Raw genomic sequence first — 15491 nt, 5'->3', positions numbered from 1 at the left:
GTAGGCAGCATTTCCTTTCCCCGGCGTCCCCCTTACTTCACATGCAACCCCCCCACCCAGTCACGGGCAAACTGCCACGCCACCCGGCCGCTGCGCGATCCCCGCAGCAGGGCGAACCGCAGTGCCTGGGTCCGGCAGTGATCATCCATGGTCACGCCGCCCAGCCTTCCCAGCCAATGTTCCACCACCGCCAGATATTGTCCCTGGTTGAAGGGATGAAACGATACCCAGAGTCCGAACCGCTCGGACAGGGACACCTTCTCCTCCACCGCTTCTCCCGGGTGGATCTCGTCCCCCTCCCGTCGGACTTCCAGGTTGTCCGTCAGTCGCTCGGGCATCAGGTGGCGCCGGTTGGATGTGGCATAGATCAGCACATTCTCCGGCGTGCCTTCCAGGGCGCCGTCCAGGGCCGCCTTGAGTGCCTTGTAGGCAGGTTCGTCCGCCTCGAAGGAAAGGTCATCGGCAAACAGGATGAACCGCTCGGGGCGCTCCCGCAGGGGGGCGACGATCTCCGGTAGATTGACCAGGGCCTGGGCGTCCACCTGCACCATGCGCAGCCCCCGATCCGCGTAACGGGTCAACAGGGCGCGCATCAGGGATGACTTGCCCGTGCCCCGGGCGCCCCAGAGCAGGGCGTTGTTGGCGGGCAGTCCCTGCACGAACTGGCGGGTATTGCGATCCAGGAGCGACTTGGGACGGTCGATGTGCAGCAGGTCATCCAGATCCAGGGGCGGTACACTGGGAATCCCCTGCAGATGGTGATCTCGCCAGCGAAAGGCGGGGGCCTTCCAGTCGGGCGCCGGGGCGGCCCCGGGCAGCAGGGCGTCCAGGCGGTTCAGCAGGGATTCGGCCTGGTCCAGCAGGTGATTCAGCGGATGGGTGTCTTGCATGGGACGTCAACGGGTTTGAGGGGAAGGCTTGCCTGATTGTGTATCTTACCGCAGACCGCGCAGCCTGGATCAGTGAGTCCGGGCCGAAAGTCCCCGGCCCTTGCCGGGAAGTGAAGTGACCGTTTTTCGCTCATGATTTGCCGATCTGGCTGAGGTTGAGGCTGCGGATGGCCAGGAAGACCTCCCTCAGGAAGGCCAGCAGGGCACCGATGAGGGAGAACATGGCCAGTACGAACAGGGCGCCGATGAGCAGGGGATTATCGATGCCGAGAAAGTATTCGATGAAGGCGGAGACGATGGTCAGGCAGATCAGCAGGGCGGTGGTGATGCCCAGGGTGATGCCCAGGTGCACCATTCGCACCCTGGCCTCCAGTAGCTCCAGTTCCCGGATGGCGGTCTTGTGGAACTCGTGGTCTTCGTGACGGAGGCGTGCCTGCAGGTAACGCCGCCGATCCACCACCCGGGACAGTCTGGAGACGAAGGCGTTGATGAAGCCCGCGATGCCCACCAGCAGGAACACGGGGGCAACCGAAAGCTGGATCACGGTGGAGATATCGTAAAGGGTCTGTGTCGACGACATGGTTTTTCCCGATGGGGTTTCCCGTGGTGTTGTAATGGCCCGCGCGGACCCGCTTCATTCCCTCATAAACGAGTGTCCAGTGGAAGTAGGGATCGTCCGTCACAGGTGACTACCGTCATTCCCGCGGAAGCGGGAATCCAGTGGCGGACCGAGGTGACTGGACTCCCGCCTTCGCGGGAGTGACGAAAAAACAGAGTGACGAAAAGAGCCGAGGCAGTGAAGAAAAGCCCCGAGGAGTGGCGGCATGGGGCATTTTTCAGGGCTGCCTTCGCAATTTATCCGGCTCCGCTGTGCTATGGTCATAGGCGAGATGAACAGACTGATCCAGAGGTGCCGCATGATGACCGAGCACACCGAGTCTGCAGATATACCCCAGGTGGCGGCAAATTTTATGGACAAGGACCATGACGAGGCCTTGGCTTTGCTGGCGCGGGTGGTCCGGTGTCTTGAGGAGATGCCGACATCAAAGGCGGAGAGCGGTCGGCTGCGTGATGATCTGCGGGATTTCATCGAGCACAGTCGCGCTCACTTCCGGCGTGAGGAGGCGCTGATGAAGGCAGTGGAATTCCCGCCGTTCCAGCTCCACAAGCAGGAGCATGATGCCCGCCTGGAGGCGCTGGTGGCCTATGTGGATGATCTGGATGCCGGTGTCATGGAGCCGGCGGACCTGAAGCCGTTGCTGGTGGAGGATTTCGTGCCTTGGTATCGGCGGCATTGCGCCACCATGGACAAGGCCACCGCCCGGTTCGTGGCTCGAAAGGAGGGCGGTGAACCGTAGAGGCACGGCATGCCGTACCTCTACGGTCCATCCTCGGGTCAGCCCTCCAGGCGCCGGTACTTCACCCGGTGGGGCTGGTCCGCCTGGGCACCCAGGCGCTTCTTGCGGTCTTCCTCGTACTCCTGGTAGTTCCCCTCGAAGAACACCACGTTGCCGTCCTCCTCGAATGCCAGGATGTGGGTGGCGATGCGGTCCAGGAACCAGCGGTCGTGGGAGATCACCACTGCGCTGCCGGGGAAGGCCAGCAGGCCTTCTTCCAGCGCCCGCAGGGTTTCCACGTCCAGGTCGTTGGTGGGTTCGTCCAGCAGCAGCAGGTTGCCGCCGCTCTTGAGCAGCTTGGCCAGATGCACTCGGTTGCGTTCCCCCCCGGAGAGCTGCTTCATCTGCTTTTGCTGATCGCCGCCCTTGAAGTTGAAGCGGCCCACGTAGGCCCGCGAGGGCATCTGGTACTGCCCCACCTGGATGATGTCCTGGCCGTTGGAGATCTCTTCCCAGACGGTCTTTTCATCCGCCAGGGCGTCACGGCTCTGATCCACATAGGCCACCTGGACCGTCTCGCCGATGCGGATGGTGCCGCTGTCGGGCTGTTCCTGGCCCACGATCATGCGGAACAGGGTGGACTTGCCCACGCCGTTGGGTCCGATGACGCCGACAATACCCCCGCGCGGCAGGCTGAAGCTCAGGTTCTCGTACAGGATCCGGTCGCCATAGGCCTTGCCGACCCCGTCCAGTTCCACCACCACGTCACCCAGGCGGGGACCCGGCGGGATGTAGATTTCCTGGGTCTCGCTGCGTTTCTGGAATTCCTGGGAGGAGAGTTCCTCGAAGCGCTTGAGGCGGGCCTTGCTCTTGGAAGTACGGCCCTTGGGGTTGCTGCGTACCCATTCCAGTTCCGCTTCCATGTTCTTGCGCCGGGCGCTTTCCTGCTTTTCCTCGATGGCCAGGCGCTTTTCCTTCTGTTCCAGCCAGGAGGAGTAGTTGCCTTCCCAGGGGATACCGTGGCCCCGGTCCAGTTCCAGGATCCAGCCCGCCACGTTGTCCAGGAAGTAGCGGTCATGGGTGACGGCCACCACGGTGCCGGGAAATTCCTGCAGGAAGCGCTCCAGCCAGGCCACGGATTCGGCATCCAGGTGGTTGGTGGGTTCGTCCAGGATGAGCATGTCCGGGGAGGAGAGCAGCAGACGGCACAGGGCCACGCGGCGGCGCTCGCCGCCGGAGAGCTTGGTGACATCGGCGTCCCAGGGGGGCAGGCGCAGGGCGTCGGCGGCCACTTCCAGCTTGCGATCCAGATCCCAGGCGCCGGCGGCGTCGATCTTGTCCTGCAGTTCCGCCTGTTCCGCCAGCAATGTGTCGAAGTCGGCGTCCGGATCGGCAAATGCTTCTGCAATGGCGTTGAACCTGTCCACCAGGCCCTTGATCTCGCCGACACCGTCCTCCACGTTGCCGCGCACGTCCTTGGCTGGGTCCAACTGGGGTTCCTGGGGCAGGTAGCCGATCTTGATGCCCGGCTGGGGACGGGCCTCGCCGACAATATCCTTGTCCACGCCGGCCATGATGCGAAGCAGGGTGGATTTGCCGGCCCCGTTGTACCCCAGCACGCCGATCTTGGCGCCGGGGAAGAAGTTCAGATAGATGTCCTTGAGGATTTCCTTCTTGGGCGGGACAACCTTGCCCACACCATTCATGGTGTAGATGTACTGGGCCATGGATTCAACCTGTGAGTGAAACGTAACTCCTTATTATGTGGAATCGGTCGTGGACTTTCCAGTGACATAAGGCCTTGCCGCTGATGCCCCGGCATGGTTCGCTGATCGGAAAACGGCTTGCGCGGCGACGGAGGGTCTGCAATGCTGAATCCCCCTCAGCCTGGCATGCAACGTCCCGGACCTGACTGTCATGATCTCATCCATCCTGCCGGATCAAGGAACGCTTTGATGGGGCGGCCCGATGAGAGATGGCCCTTGCTGCATGGGATGATGGCGGGAGGATTGGCCCTGTTGCTGTTCCTGGCGGCCGACACGGCCTGGGAGCGTCAGCTGACGGATCGGGCTCGGGCCGAGGTCACCAGCCAGCTGTCGACCCTTAGGGCGCGGCTGGAAGGAGAACTCAATACCACCATCTTTCTCACCCGGACACTGGCGACCTACACTGCCCTGAATCCATCCCTGAGCGAGGGTGATTTCAGCCGCGTGGCTGGCCAATTGATGGATGAAGCCCGGCAGGTCATTCGCAACATCACGCTGGCACCGGATAATGTCGTCCGTTTTGTTCATCCCCTGGAGAGTAATCAAGCGGTACTGGGGCTCGATCTGCTCCATCACCCCCTGCAGGGAGAGTCGGTCCGACGCATGATCGCGTCGGGTGAACCGGTACTGGCCGGTCCCTGGCCGTTGGTGCAGGGCGGCGAGGCCCTGATCATCCGTGTGCCGATTCATGTGCAGGAGGCGGGTGCGCCCGAACGTTACTGGGGACTGACCAGCGTGCCCGTCGACATGGAGGCGATCTACGCGCTGACGGGGCTGCGTGAGTTTCAGCAAGCACTGGACATTGCCATCCGCGGTCGTGACGGCATGGGGGCGCGGGGGGAAGTCTTTTTCGGCAATCCCGCGCTGTTCGATGACAGTGCCGTGCAGCAGGAAGTGACGATGCGGGGCGGTAGCTGGGAATTGGCGGCCGTGCCCCGGGAAGGCTGGCGGGCGGCGGCGGGAAGGCCTCCGGCCTGGTACCTTGCGGGTGTTTTGCTGGTGCTTGTCTGTGCCTTGACGGTCAGGAAGCTCTCCGATCAGGCCCTTCGGGTCAGGACTTCCGAGTTGCGATATCGCGCCCTGAGCGAGCGCCTGGAGGCCATCATTACCGCCATGCCCGATATCTGCTTCGTGCTGGATCACGAGGGGCGTTATCTGGATATCTTCGGCGGTCAGGATGCGCGTTATTACCACCGCGGCCATCAGGCCTTGCTGGGCAGGCGCCTGCACGAGGTATTGCCCGCGGACAAGGCGGATGCCTTCCTACGGATGATCCGGGCGGCGCTGGACAGCGGGCATTTGCAGTTCATGGAATACGACTTGAAGGCGTCCGAGGTCGACGGTCTGGATCCAGGGTCGGGGCCGGGGGAACATCTGTGGTTCGAGGCCAGGATCATGCCCCTGGGGGCCCATGTCATGGAGTGCCCGGCGGTGATCTGCATAGCGGTGAACATCACCCAGCGCAAGCAGGCCCAGGATCGTATCCGATACATGGCCTTGCATGACCCGCTGACCGGCCTGGCCAACCGCGCTCTGCTGCAGGATCGCGTCCTGCACGCCCTGGAGCAGTCACGGCGCCATGGCACCTATAGCGCGGTACTGCTTCTGGATCTGGATGAGTTCAAGCCGGTCAATGACCGTTTTGGTCACGAGGCGGGCGACAGGCTGTTGTGCGAGGTGGCCAGACGCCTGGAAGGTTCGGTGCGGGCCATGGACATGGTGGCCCGGCTCGGGGGGGATGAGTTCGTGATTCTGTTGGAGGATTTTCCCGGGGTCGAGTTGCCCTGCGTGGTGGCCGAGAAACTGCTTGCGGTGCTGAACGCGCCCATCCCGGTGCAGGACAGCGAGTGCACCATCAGCGGCAGCATCGGCATCAGCATCTTCCCCCTCCATGGGGAGGATCATGACGCCTTGATGCGCCATGCGGACCAGGCTCTGTATCAGGCCAAGGCGCGGGGCAAGAACCGCTATCAGGTTTTCACTGCCTGATCCCGATGCCCTTGTTGAGCAGGTAGAGGGCGATACCGTAGAGCGCCAGGATGAAGCCGATGATGATGCCGTAGGACAGCCACAGGCTGAAATCCGTTACCCCCAGAAAGCCGTAGCGGAAGGCATTCACCATGTACAGGATCGGGTTGAACATGGAGACGCCCTGCCAGAACTCCGGCAGCAGGCTGATGGAATAGAACACCCCGCCCAGGTAGGTGAGGGGGGTGAGAATGAAGGTGGGGATGATGGAGATGTCATCGAAGCTGCGGGCAAACACCCCGTTGATCAGCCCGGCCAGGGAGAACAGGGCCGCGGTGAGGACCACCACGGACAGGGCCACTGCCGGGTTGTGGATGCTCAGGGGGCTGAAGAACAGGGACACCAGGGTGACCGCCACTCCCACCGCCAGGCCCCGGCAGATGCCGCCGCCCATGAAGCCCAGGATGATCAGATAATTGGGGACGGGGGAGACCAGCATCTCCTCCAGATGGCGCTGGAACTTGGAGCTGTAGAACGAGGACACCACGTTGGCATAGGCGTTGGTGATCACCGCCATCATGATCAGACCCGGGATGATGAAGTCCATGTAACGGATGCCGTCCATCTCCCCGATCCGGGCGCCGATCAGGCCACCGAAGATGACGAAGTACAGCCCCATGGTGATCACCGGGGGCAGGATGGTCTGGATCCAGATGCGCGAGAAGCGCAGGACTTCCTTGATGATGATGGTCTTGAAGGCGATCCAGTTGCTGTGGGCATTCGTCATTTTGCGCGCCCCCTGTCCACCATGTGCATGAAGAGTTGTTCCAGTCGATTGGTCTTGTTGCGCATGCTGCGCACCTGGATACCTTCCCGGTTCAGGTCCACGAACAGGCGGTTGAGGCTCACGTCCCGATCCACGTCCGCCTCCAGGGTGAGTTCATCCACCCAGCGCAGGCGATGGCCGGTCAGATCGGGCAGATGCACCAGGGGGCGGGTCAGATCCAGGACGAAGGTCTCCGTGTTGAGCTGACTCAGCAGGCCCTTCATGGTGGTGTTTTCGATGATCCGGCCGTGATCGATGATGGCGATGTTGCGGCAGAGGGTCTCGGCCTCTTCCAGATAGTGGGTGGTGAGGATGATGGTGCACCCCTGTTGGTTGATGTCCTTGAGGAACTGCCACATGGAGCGCCGTATCTCGATGTCCACTCCGGCGGTGGGTTCGTCCAGGATCAGCAGTCGGGGCTCGTGGACCAGGGCACGGGCAATCATCAGACGCCGTTTCATGCCGCCGGAAAGCATGCGGGCCATGTCCTTGCGCTTCTCCCAGAGACCCAGTTCCACCAGGTATTTTTCCGCCCGTTTCCAGGCCTCCTTGCGGGGGATGCCGTAGTAGCCTGCCTGGTTGACCAGGATTTCCTGTACCGGTTCGAAGGTGTTGAAGTTGAATTCCTGGGGCACCAGCCCCAGGCAGCGCTTGGCGGCATACAGATCCCGGTCAAGGTCATGACCGAAGATGGACACGCTGCCGCCGCTCTTGTTCACCAGGGAGGCGATGATGCTGATGGTGGTGGACTTGCCGGCCCCGTTGGGGCCGAGCAGGGCAAAGAAGTCCCCGGGCTCCACGTCCAGGTCGATGCCTTTGAGGGCCTCAAGGCCGTTCTTGTAGGTCTTGGTGAGCTGACGGATGCAGAGGGCTTTGGGCATGGTCTGTCTGTGGCATTCCCGCAGGAGAGGGCGAGTAAAACAGCAAATTCTAACATAACTTCGAAGCCGGGCTTCTGCGCACCGTAAAACCGCGTAAAATGGTCACTCACGCCTTCTCAGGACACACCCATGCTCGACTGCTTCGATACCCGTTCCGACGCCGATCTCATCGCCCTCGTCCCGGTGGAAGGGGATACCCTTGAGCCGTGGCTGGCGGATCAGCCGGCACGTATCGGCAACTGGGTGCGGGCCTCCCGTTTCGAGGGGCGTACCGGCAGTGTCCTGCCCCTGCCGGACGAGGACGGCAAGGTGCGGCGGGTGCTGGTGGGCGTGGACAGCCAATCCTCCACCTGGGCCATCGGCAATGTCTCCAGTCGCCTGGGAGAGGGGACCTATCACCTGGCGTGCGACTGGCCGCTGGAACGGCTGACCCGGGCGGCCATCGGCTGGGGTCTGGGGTCGTATCGCTTCGAGCGTTACAAGACCTCCGAGCGGCCACGGCCGAGGCTGAGCCTGGCGCAATTGCCGGCCGCCGATGCCGATGCGGTGATGCGGATGGTGACCGCCATCGGACGGGTCCGGGATCTGATCAATACCCCCGCCCAGGACATGATGCCCCAGCACCTGGCCGAGGCGGCCCGGGAACTGGCCCATCGGCATGGGGCCGTCTTCAGCGAGATCGTCGGCGAGGACCTGCTGACGCAGAACTACCCCTGCATTCATGCCGTGGGCCGTGCCAGCACCCACCCGCCGCGCCTGATCGAACTGCGCTGGGGAGATCCGGCCCATCCCCGGGTCACCCTGGTGGGCAAGGGGGTCTGCTTCGACAGCGGCGGCCTGGACATCAAGCCCGCCAGCGGCATGCGCCTGATGAAGAAGGACATGGGCGGTGCCGCCCATGTGCTGGGGCTGGCCGACCTCATCATGGGGGCCGGGTTGCCCGTGTGCCTGCGGGTGATGGTGGGCGCGGTGGAGAATGCCATCTCCGGCGACGCCTTTCGCCCCGGCGACGTGCTGCGTTCCCGCAAGGGACTGACCATCGAGATCGACAATACGGACGCGGAAGGCCGGCTGGTGCTCTGCGACATGCTGGCCGACGCCGCCGAGGAATCCCCCGAGGTGCTGCTGGATTTCGCCACCCTGACGGGGGCGGCCCGGGTGGCGGTGGGCACCGAGATCGGTGCCTTCTTCACCAATGACGAGACCCTGGCCGAGGGCATCGGCCGGTATGGGGAGGCGGAGGAGGATCCCTGTTGGCGCCTGCCGCTGCATGCCCCCTATCGTTCCCAACTGGACAGCCGGATCGCGGACCTGACCAATACCGGCAGCGGACCCTACGCCGGTGCCATCACCGCCGCCCTGTTCCTGCAGGCCTTCGTGCCCGACGGGCAGGTCTGGGGACATTTCGACATCATGGCCTGGAACAACCGTAACCGTCCCGGCCGCCCCAAGGGCGGCGAGGCACTGGGGGTACGTGCCGCCTTTGCCTGGCTGGAGGATCGCTACGGCAAACGCTGACCTTGGCCTTGGGTGTATTGCCTCTCAGTAGGCCCCCAGGTCCAGGCTGGCCCCGCTGATGCGGCTGATGGCCACCGCATAGGCCGCCGTCCGGTAGTCCATGACCCGGTCATGGGCCCGGCGCATGCGGTCGATCTCCTGGAAAGCCACCCGCATGGCGTCATCCAGTCCGGAGCGCACCAGGTCCAGTTCGTCGGCACCGCGCAGCAGGGATTCTCGCAGCCAGTCCGGGGACTGCTCGCCGCTCATGAGTTCCAGGGCGGAGACGATGTGCTGTCCCCGCACTTCGTCCAGGCGGCGTTCCAGGCGGCCGAAGCGCATGTGGGAAAGGTTGCGGATCCATTCGAAGTAGGACACCACCACGCCGCCGGCGTTGGCGTAGATATCCGGCAGGATCACCGTACCCCTTGCGCGAAGGATCTCGTCCGCCTCGAAGGTGATCGGGCCGTTGGCCGCCTCAATGACCAGGGGGGCACGGATGCGCTCGGCGTTGCCGGCGTGGATGACCCCTTCCAGGGCGGCGGGAATCAGGATGTCGCAGTCCCGTTCCAGCGCCGCAGCACCCGGTTCCACCCATTCCACCCCGGGAAACCCCTGTACGCCGCCGGTCCGGTTCATGTACTGGCGGACTTCCTCCACGTTCAGGCCCGCTTCGTGGACCAGGGCGCCGTCCCGTTCGATGATGGCGATGATGTGGGCGCCGTCCTCTTCCTGGAGCAGCTTGGCGGCATGGTAGCCCACGTTGCCCAGGCCCTGGATGATGATGCGCTTGTCCTTGAGACCGCCTTCCAGTCCGGCTTCGGCCATGGCTTCCGGGTGGCGGAAGAACTCCCGCAGGGCATAGTGGATGCCCCGGCCGGTGGCATCCAGCCGGCCCGGCATGCCGCCCAATTCCACCGGCTTGCCGGTAACGCAGCCCACGTAGTTGATGTCTTCCGGGTACAGGTTCTTGTAGGTGTCCAGGATCCAGGCCATCTCCCGCTGGCCCGTGCCCACGTCCGGGGCGGGGACGTTGGTGGCCGGGCTGAGAAATCCCCGGCGGGCCAGTTCCCGGGCAAAGCGTCGGGTGATGAGTTCCATCTCGTCGCGGGAATACTGTTCCGGATCGATGCACAGGCCGCCCTTGGAGCCGCCGAAGGGAATGTCGACGATGGCGCATTTGTAGGTCATCAGGGCCGCCAGGGCCTCGGTGGTGTCCTGGTCGATGCTGGGGGAGAAGCGCAGGCCGCCCTTGGCGGGCAGGCGGTGGGTGCTGTGTACCGCCCGCCAGCCGGTGAAGGTACGCACCTCACCGCGAATCTTGAGGGGAAAGGTGACCTGCAGGATGGCGCTGCAGGTCTTGATGGCCCGGTCGGCGCCCGGTTCCAGTTTGACGAAGGCCAGGGCGCGATCCACCATCCGGGCCACGCTCTGCTGGAAACTCACGGGCGGCGGGGACTGTGTATCGTCCGGCATGGCTGACTCCTGGCGTATGGGCTGTCTGAGTTCAGCCTACACCCGATCCCGCGGGAGATGCCAATCCCGGGCCGGGGATCGCTGATCCGGGTCAGGTGGCGGGTTTTTGCTGTCGTCGGCCGAGTTTGTCCCTCAGTACCCGCCGGGTGTTCTTGTCGGCGTCGCTGAAGACGAAGCGGCCGGCCAGCACGCAGCCCTTCATGCCCGGCTCACAGGGGCGGTTTTCCACCTTTTGGCAGAGCCCCTTGCTTTCATGGGGACAACCCCAACCTCCCATCATGGTCTCCTGTCTTTTGTCGTTTTCGGCATCTTCCCCGTCATCACTCCCGCTGTCTTCCGTCACTCCCGCGAAAGCGGGAGTCCAGAGGCTCCGGTCAGTGACTGGATTCCCGCCTGCGCGGGAATGACGCGATTCCTGCAAAATCTACGATGACGCCATTTCCTGCAAGCGACCCTCCTGCAGCCTGTAGTGGGCGGTGCAGGGCGGAGCCATGGCCGGCTCATGGGCGATCACCAGGGTTGCCCGTCGGGACAGCCAGGGCGTCAGACGCTGCCTGAGCCGCTCGATGGTGGCCGGATCCAGCCCCCGGAAAGGCTCATCCAGGATCACCACGGGGGCATCTTTGAGGATCAGTCTGGCCAGGGCCAGACGTCGGGCCTGACCACCGGAGACCAGGGCACCGCCTTCGCCCACCGCGGTGTCCAGACCCTGGGGCAGGGCGGCGATGAAGTCGTCCAGACCGGCCAGGAACAGGGCCTCGCGCAGGGCCTCTTCGTCGGCCTCCGGTCGTGCCAGGCGCAGGTTGGCGGCGACGGTGTCGGCAAACAGCACTGTCTCCTGCCCGAGTACCCCCACGGTGTCGTACAGGTCGGTGTAGCCCATGGACTGGACCGGGATGCCGCACACCCGGGCCTCGCCCGCCTGGGGCGCTACCAGACGCAGGGCCACGGCGGTGAGACTGGTCTTGCCCGCGCCGCTGGCGCCGGTAACGAGCACGCTCCGACCCGGTTGGAGATTCAGATCCACCCCGTCCAGAATCCAGGGGGCATCGTTGCCGTAGCGCAACCGGATGCCCTCCAGGGTGAGGCTGCCTTCACCGTCGGGCCGTTGGGGGTGGGCCGGTTCCGGCAGGCTGGGACGGGTATGGGCCACCTCCAGCAGTCGGGCGGCGGCGGTACGGATCTGCCCCAGACGCTGATAGGCCCCCGGCAGCATGGCCACGGCCTCGGACAGGCCCAGGGTGGCCAGAACCAGCAGTACCACGATGGGGGCCGTCACCAAGTCTTGCGACAGCCAGCCCACGCCCAGCCACAGGGCCAGCCAGACCGCCCCCAGACCCGCCAGCATGGCGGCCGTGTCCCCCAGGGCGCCCCAGCGCACCAGCCGGATCTCGGCCTCGGCCCGGTCCCGTTCGGCGGCGGCCAGGGCGGCCCGTTGCCGGGGCAGGGCGCCGAATACCCGAAGCTCCGCCAGTCCCTGCACGCCTTCCACCGTCCGTTCCCGCACTTGGGCGGCGGCCTGGATGCGCGCCTCGCCGCTGCGTCCGCCCAGGGCCACGGCGATGGCGGGCAGGATCAGGCCGGCCAGGGCCAGCACCGCCACCACCCACAGCACCGTGAGGGGCGCCAGCAGACCGAAGAACAGGGCGCCCCCGAGCAGGGTGAGGACGGCGGTAAGGGTGGGCGTGATGACCCGCAGGAACAGGCCGTCCAGGGTATCGATGTCACCCACCAGCCGCTGCAGCAGGTCGGCGGCGCGAAAGCGGGCCAGGGTGCCCGGATCCAGGGGCGACAGGGCACGGAACAGCCAGCTACGCAGATCCGCCAGATGGCGCAGCACCGCTTCATGGTTGACGATGCGCTCGGCATAGCGGGCCACGGTACGTCCCACGGCCAGGGCGCGGATGCCGCCGGCGGGTCGGTAGACATCCAGGGCGATGATCAATCCAGCACCCGCCAGGGCCGAGGCGGTGATGAACCAGCCGGACAGGGCCAGCAGGCCGGTGGCGGCCACTACGGTGAGGACCGCCAGCAGCAGTCCGCCCAGGAACCAGGGCAGGCGCGGCAGGGAGAGGCGAAGGAAGGGGATCAGATCTTTCATGCAGATTCGCCGATATCGCCGGCATCATGGACCACGCGACCGTCCTGGATGGTGATGACTCGATCCGCCCAGGCCAGTACCCGAGGGTGGTGGCTGGCGATGAGCACGGTGGCGCCGGCGGTGGCGGAGCGTTCCAGGGCTTCGAGCACCAGGGCTTCGGCCTCCGGGTCCAGCCCGGCGGTGGGTTCGTCCAGCAACCACAGGGGTGCCTGTTTGAGGGCGGCCCGGGCCAGGGCAACCCGCTGGGCCTGCCCACCGGAGAGACCGCGTCCCCGTTCTCCCAGCACGGTCTCCAGTCCCCGGGGCAGCCGGTCGGCAAAGGCCATCACCCCGGCGTCGGTGGCGGCCCGGATCACCGTGGCCTGATCCGCGTCGGGGCGGCTCAGACGGATGTTGTCGGCCAGGGTGCCGGTGAAGAGATGGGGGCGCTGTCCCACCCAGGCAGCTTGGCGCAGGGGATCGGGGGCGGCGCCGTCCACGCTCACCTGCCCCTGGTCGGGCTCGATGAAACCGGCCAGCAGGTGCAGAAGCGTGGACTTGCCCGCGCCGCTGGGTCCGGCCAGGGCCACCCGTTCACCGGGGCGGATATCCAGGTTGATCCCGCTAAGGGCGGTGCGCCGACCTTCATCGAAGCCGACATGCACGTCCCTGAACCGGATCGACACCCCGCCGGGACGAGACGGCGTGGGCGTCGGCGGGGTGGATGTCGGTGGGGCCTGTTGCCGCAACAGGGGCAGGAGGGTCTGGGCCGCGCCCAGGGCCGCCGCCCGGTCATGGTAGTGCAGGGCCAGCTGCCGCAGGGGCTGGAAGAAATCCGGTGCCATCAGCAGGATGAACAGCCCCGAGAACAGGGTGAGCTGGGTGGCCGGCCCCCATTGCAGATAGCCGATCAGGGCGAAACCCACGTACATGGCTACCAGGGCGATGGCGACGGCACTGAAGAATTCGAGCACGGCGGAGGAGAGAAAGGCCACCCGCAGGACCTTCATGGTGGTGACCCGATAGCCGTCGGCGGCCTCGGCCACTTCCCGTGCCGCCCGTTCCTGAGCGTTGAACAGGCGTAGCGTGGTCAGGCCCTGGAGCCGGTCGAGAAAGTGCCCGCCCAGGCGGGACACGGTTTCCTGCTGACGCCGACTGACCTGTTCGGCGCCCATGCCCAACAGGGCCATGAAGAAGGGAATCAGCGGGGCGGTGAACAGCAGGATCAGGGCGGCGAGCCAGTCCTGGGTGAGGGCGGCGATGAAGATCCCCAGAGGCACCAGCAGGCTCACCGCCATCTGCGGCAGGTAGCGGGCGTAATAGCCGTTCATGCCCTCCACCTGCTCGACGATGGCCGAGGAAAGGCTGCCGCTGTGGCGATTTGCCAGGCGGACCGGGCCCAGGGCGGCCATGTGGGCAAAGAGTTCGTCCCGCAGCCGGCTCTGGATGCTCAGGGCCGCCGCCTGGCCCAGGGTTTCCCGGGACCAGTTCAGGGCCGCCCGCAGCCCCATGACCAGGGCCAGCCAGGCAAAGGCCCCCGTCAGTGCCGACAGGCCGTCGCCATGGGTGATGGCGCGATCCAGGATGAAGGCCAGCAGGCCCGCCTGGGCGATCACCAGCAGTCCGGACAGGACGCCGGCACCGCTGGCCAGGCTGAGCAGACCCCGGGCCGGGGCGACACGGGCGTTGAGCCAGCGTTTCGCCTCGGCATTGGGGATGGCGGGGGTGTCGTGGGTGGGGGTGCTTGCGTCGTTCAGTGGTAACCCTCTCCGATCCGGACCTTGCCGCGGAACACCCAGTAGGTCCAGGCGGTGTAGGCAAGGATGATGGGGATGACGAACAGAAGCCCGATCAGGGTGAACAGCTGCGAGTCGGGCGATGAGGCCGCATCCCAGAAGGTGTGGTGGGGCGGGACCGCATAGGGCCACATGCTGATCAGAAGGCCCAGGTAGGCCAGCAGGAACAGGGCCAGGGTGGCGATGAAGGGCGTGCCCTCGGCTCGCCGACCCAGGCCGCGCCAGAGCCACACACCGGCCAGCAGGGACAGGGTGGGGAAGATCCACAGCACGGCGGCGTGCTCCAGCCAGCGTTCGAGGATATGCGGGTGGGCCACGGCGGTCCACAGGCTGACCAGCAGGAAGACGAACAGCACCGCCACCACCATGCGCCCGGCGATGCGGTAGGCCAGGGTCTGCAGGTCGCCTTCTGTCTTCATGATCAGCCAGGTGGCACCCAGCAGGGTGTAGCCGGCCACCAGGCCCAGCCCGGTCATGACCGTGAACGGGGTGAGCCAGTCGAAGGCGCCGCCCACATAGGAGAAGCCCTCCACCTCGAAGCCCTGGATGTAGGCGCCCACCACGGCCCCCTGGGCAAACGCGGCCACCAGGGACCCGCCGAAGAAGGCAATGTCCCAGCGCCGTCGCTTGTGGGGTTCGGCCTTGAAGCGGAACTCGAAGGCCACGCCGCGAAAGATGAGTCCCGCCAGCATCAGGAACACACCGATGTAAAGGGCGGGCAGGAACACGGCATAGATGAGCGGAAACGCCGCCAGCAGGCCGGCGCCGCCCAGGATCAGCCAGGTTTCGTTGCCATCCCATACCGGGGCTACGGAGTTCATCATGACATCGCGGTGTTCGTCACTGCCGGCAAAGGGGAAGAGTATACCCACTCCCAGGTCGAAACCGTCCATGAACACGTACATGAACACACCAAAGCCGATGATGACGATCCAGATCAGGGTCAGGTCGATCAGTTCCATGTCTGCGCGCTC

At 65.2% G+C, this 15491-nt stretch carries 13 protein-coding genes; 3 read left to right on the top strand and 10 right to left on the bottom strand.

The window, feature by feature from the left end; genetic code table 11:
- Nucleotides 1-32 precede the first annotated feature (32 nt).
- Together ACLF6L_RS07685 and ACLF6L_RS07680 are read right to left on the bottom strand one after the other, a co-directional pair.
- Nucleotides 33-890, bottom strand: coding sequence for an ATP-binding protein (locus ACLF6L_RS07685; RefSeq protein WP_238616975.1), 858 nt, complete (start codon nucleotides 888-890; stop codon nucleotides 33-35).
- Nucleotides 891-1020: 130 nt separating this feature from the next.
- Complete coding sequence (locus tag ACLF6L_RS07680) at nucleotides 1021-1470, bottom strand: DUF2721 domain-containing protein (RefSeq protein ID WP_412852720.1); 450 nt, start codon at nucleotides 1468-1470, stop codon at nucleotides 1021-1023.
- Between the two features lie 337 nt (nucleotides 1471-1807).
- On the opposite strand from ACLF6L_RS07680, the gene ACLF6L_RS07675 reads away from it, so the two are divergent.
- On the top strand, nucleotides 1808-2248 hold the full coding sequence (locus ACLF6L_RS07675; RefSeq protein ID WP_238616976.1) for a bacteriohemerythrin: 441 nt from the start codon (nucleotides 1808-1810) through the stop codon (nucleotides 2246-2248).
- A gap of 38 nt (nucleotides 2249-2286) precedes the next feature.
- Here ACLF6L_RS07675 and ettA read toward each other — a convergent pair whose 3' ends face one another.
- Nucleotides 2287-3954 carry an energy-dependent translational throttle protein EttA gene (gene ettA, locus ACLF6L_RS07670; RefSeq protein ID WP_008931279.1) on the bottom strand — a complete coding sequence of 556 codons (1668 nt, stop codon included), beginning with the start codon at nucleotides 3952-3954 and terminating at the stop codon, nucleotides 2287-2289.
- Nucleotides 3955-4182: 228 nt separating this feature from the next.
- On the opposite strand from ettA, the gene ACLF6L_RS07665 reads away from it, so the two are divergent.
- A complete protein-coding gene (locus tag ACLF6L_RS07665; RefSeq protein WP_238616977.1) occupies nucleotides 4183-5982 on the top strand; it encodes a diguanylate cyclase domain-containing protein in 1800 nt (599 codons plus the stop codon).
- Here ACLF6L_RS07665 and ACLF6L_RS07660 read toward each other — a convergent pair.
- Nucleotides 5972-6748: an ABC transporter permease gene (locus ACLF6L_RS07660; RefSeq protein WP_238616978.1), complete on the bottom strand. Its 777-nt coding sequence runs from the start codon at nucleotides 6746-6748 to the stop codon at nucleotides 5972-5974. The two genes, ACLF6L_RS07665 and ACLF6L_RS07660, sit on opposite strands and share 11 nt — an antisense overlap.
- Nucleotides 6745-7668 carry an ABC transporter ATP-binding protein gene (locus ACLF6L_RS07655; RefSeq protein WP_008931276.1) on the bottom strand — a complete coding sequence of 308 codons (924 nt, stop codon included), beginning with the start codon at nucleotides 7666-7668 and terminating at the stop codon, nucleotides 6745-6747. The genes ACLF6L_RS07660 and ACLF6L_RS07655 overlap by 4 nt, the downstream gene beginning before the upstream one ends.
- 129 nt (nucleotides 7669-7797) lie before the next feature.
- On the opposite strand from ACLF6L_RS07655, the gene ACLF6L_RS07650 reads away from it, so the two are divergent.
- A complete protein-coding gene (locus tag ACLF6L_RS07650; protein ID WP_238616979.1) occupies nucleotides 7798-9186 on the top strand; it encodes a leucyl aminopeptidase family protein in 1389 nt (462 codons plus the stop codon).
- 24 nt (nucleotides 9187-9210) lie between these two features.
- On the opposite strand, the gene ACLF6L_RS07645 is transcribed toward ACLF6L_RS07650, so the two are convergent.
- The 5 genes from ACLF6L_RS07645 to cydB all read right to left on the bottom strand — a co-directional run bounded on the left by ACLF6L_RS07645 (nucleotide 9211) and on the right by cydB (nucleotide 15479).
- Nucleotides 9211-10641, bottom strand: a complete 1431-nt coding sequence (locus tag ACLF6L_RS07645; RefSeq protein ID WP_412852719.1) for a Glu/Leu/Phe/Val family dehydrogenase — start codon at nucleotides 10639-10641, stop codon at nucleotides 9211-9213.
- Nucleotides 10642-10732: 91 nt separating this feature from the next.
- Nucleotides 10733-10921 (bottom strand): hypothetical protein, encoded by a 189-nt coding sequence (locus ACLF6L_RS07640; RefSeq protein WP_412852718.1) that lies wholly within the window; start codon nucleotides 10919-10921, stop codon nucleotides 10733-10735.
- A gap of 144 nt (nucleotides 10922-11065) precedes the next feature.
- Nucleotides 11066-12742 (bottom strand): thiol reductant ABC exporter subunit CydC, encoded by a 1677-nt coding sequence (cydC, locus tag ACLF6L_RS07635; protein WP_412852717.1) that lies wholly within the window; start codon nucleotides 12740-12742, stop codon nucleotides 11066-11068.
- Nucleotides 12739-14337 (bottom strand): thiol reductant ABC exporter subunit CydD, encoded by a 1599-nt coding sequence (cydD, locus tag ACLF6L_RS07630; protein WP_412852716.1) that lies wholly within the window; start codon nucleotides 14335-14337, stop codon nucleotides 12739-12741. The genes cydC and cydD overlap by 4 nt, the downstream gene beginning before the upstream one ends.
- Nucleotides 14338-14474: 137 nt before the next feature.
- Entirely contained in the window at nucleotides 14475-15479 is a 1005-nt protein-coding gene (cydB, locus tag ACLF6L_RS07625) for a cytochrome d ubiquinol oxidase subunit II (protein WP_238616983.1), read from the bottom strand.
- Nucleotides 15480-15491: the final 12 nt, after the last annotated feature.

It is taken from the genome of Ectothiorhodospira shaposhnikovii (assembly GCF_047222355.1).
Taxonomy (GTDB): Bacteria; Pseudomonadota; Gammaproteobacteria; order Ectothiorhodospirales; family Ectothiorhodospiraceae; genus Ectothiorhodospira.
The sequence above is the reverse complement of the archived record's forward strand: the minus strand, read 5'-3'. Positions and strand labels throughout refer to the sequence as shown.

Excerpts from the sequence above, each read along its gene's own strand:
- ACLF6L_RS07665 (WP_238616977.1), top strand. The coding sequence starts at position 4,183 with ATGGGGCGGCCCGATGAGAGATGGCCCTTGCTGCATGGGATGATGGCG.
- ACLF6L_RS07685 (WP_238616975.1), bottom strand. The coding sequence starts at position 890 with ATGCAAGACACCCATCCGCTGAATCACCTGCTGGACCAGGCCGAATCC.
- ACLF6L_RS07680 (WP_412852720.1), bottom strand. The coding sequence starts at position 1,470 with ATGTCGTCGACACAGACCCTTTACGATATCTCCACCGTGATCCAGCTT.
- ACLF6L_RS07650 (WP_238616979.1), top strand. The coding sequence starts at position 7,798 with ATGCTCGACTGCTTCGATACCCGTTCCGACGCCGATCTCATCGCCCTC.
- ettA (WP_008931279.1), bottom strand. The coding sequence starts at position 3,954 with ATGGCCCAGTACATCTACACCATGAATGGTGTGGGCAAGGTTGTCCCG.
- ACLF6L_RS07675 (WP_238616976.1), top strand. The coding sequence starts at position 1,808 with ATGATGACCGAGCACACCGAGTCTGCAGATATACCCCAGGTGGCGGCA.
- ACLF6L_RS07660 (WP_238616978.1), bottom strand. The coding sequence starts at position 6,748 with ATGACGAATGCCCACAGCAACTGGATCGCCTTCAAGACCATCATCATC.
- ACLF6L_RS07640 (WP_412852718.1), bottom strand. The coding sequence starts at position 10,921 with ATGATGGGAGGTTGGGGTTGTCCCCATGAAAGCAAGGGGCTCTGCCAA.
- ACLF6L_RS07655 (WP_008931276.1), bottom strand. The coding sequence starts at position 7,668 with ATGCCCAAAGCCCTCTGCATCCGTCAGCTCACCAAGACCTACAAGAAC.
- cydB (WP_238616983.1), bottom strand. The coding sequence starts at position 15,479 with ATGGAACTGATCGACCTGACCCTGATCTGGATCGTCATCATCGGCTTT.
- ACLF6L_RS07645 (WP_412852719.1), bottom strand. The coding sequence starts at position 10,641 with ATGCCGGACGATACACAGTCCCCGCCGCCCGTGAGTTTCCAGCAGAGC.
- cydC (WP_412852717.1), bottom strand. The coding sequence starts at position 12,742 with ATGAAAGATCTGATCCCCTTCCTTCGCCTCTCCCTGCCGCGCCTGCCC.